The sequence below is a fragment of the Ensifer sp. ENS10 genome (genome assembly GCF_014852025.1).
Taxonomy (GTDB): Bacteria; Pseudomonadota; Alphaproteobacteria; order Rhizobiales; family Rhizobiaceae; genus Ensifer.
This window is the reverse complement of record NZ_JACVAS010000054.1, coordinates 1-299: the sequence shown is the minus strand read 5'-3', so window position 1 is coordinate 299 and position 299 is coordinate 1. Positions and strand designations below refer to the sequence as shown.

Below are 299 nucleotides of genomic sequence, written 5' to 3'. Positions count from 1 at the left end.
ACGTCGACGGCAAACTTTGGCTTCTCGGTAACGGATGCCAACACGCCGACGGGCGGCGTGGCGTCTGCGAATGTCGACGATGACGGTCTGGCTGGCGCCAACCCGGCTCCGGTTGCCGGTGCAGCGATCTTCTCCGGCACGCTCGGTGGCGCTGTCGGTGGTGACGGTGCGGGCACGAACGGCTTCTCGTTTGCCGGTTTGCATGGCACGAGCGGTACGATCGGACAGGAGACGGTAAACTACAGCTGGAGCGGCAACACGCTGACGGCAACGGGCCCGCGCGGCGTGCTGTTCACGGT

General features: G+C 65.9%; 1 pseudogene. It reads left to right on the top strand.

Annotated features, from left to right (window positions below):
- Positions 1 to 299 (top strand): annotated as a pseudogene (locus IB265_RS36340) (hypothetical protein); the annotation flags it as partial.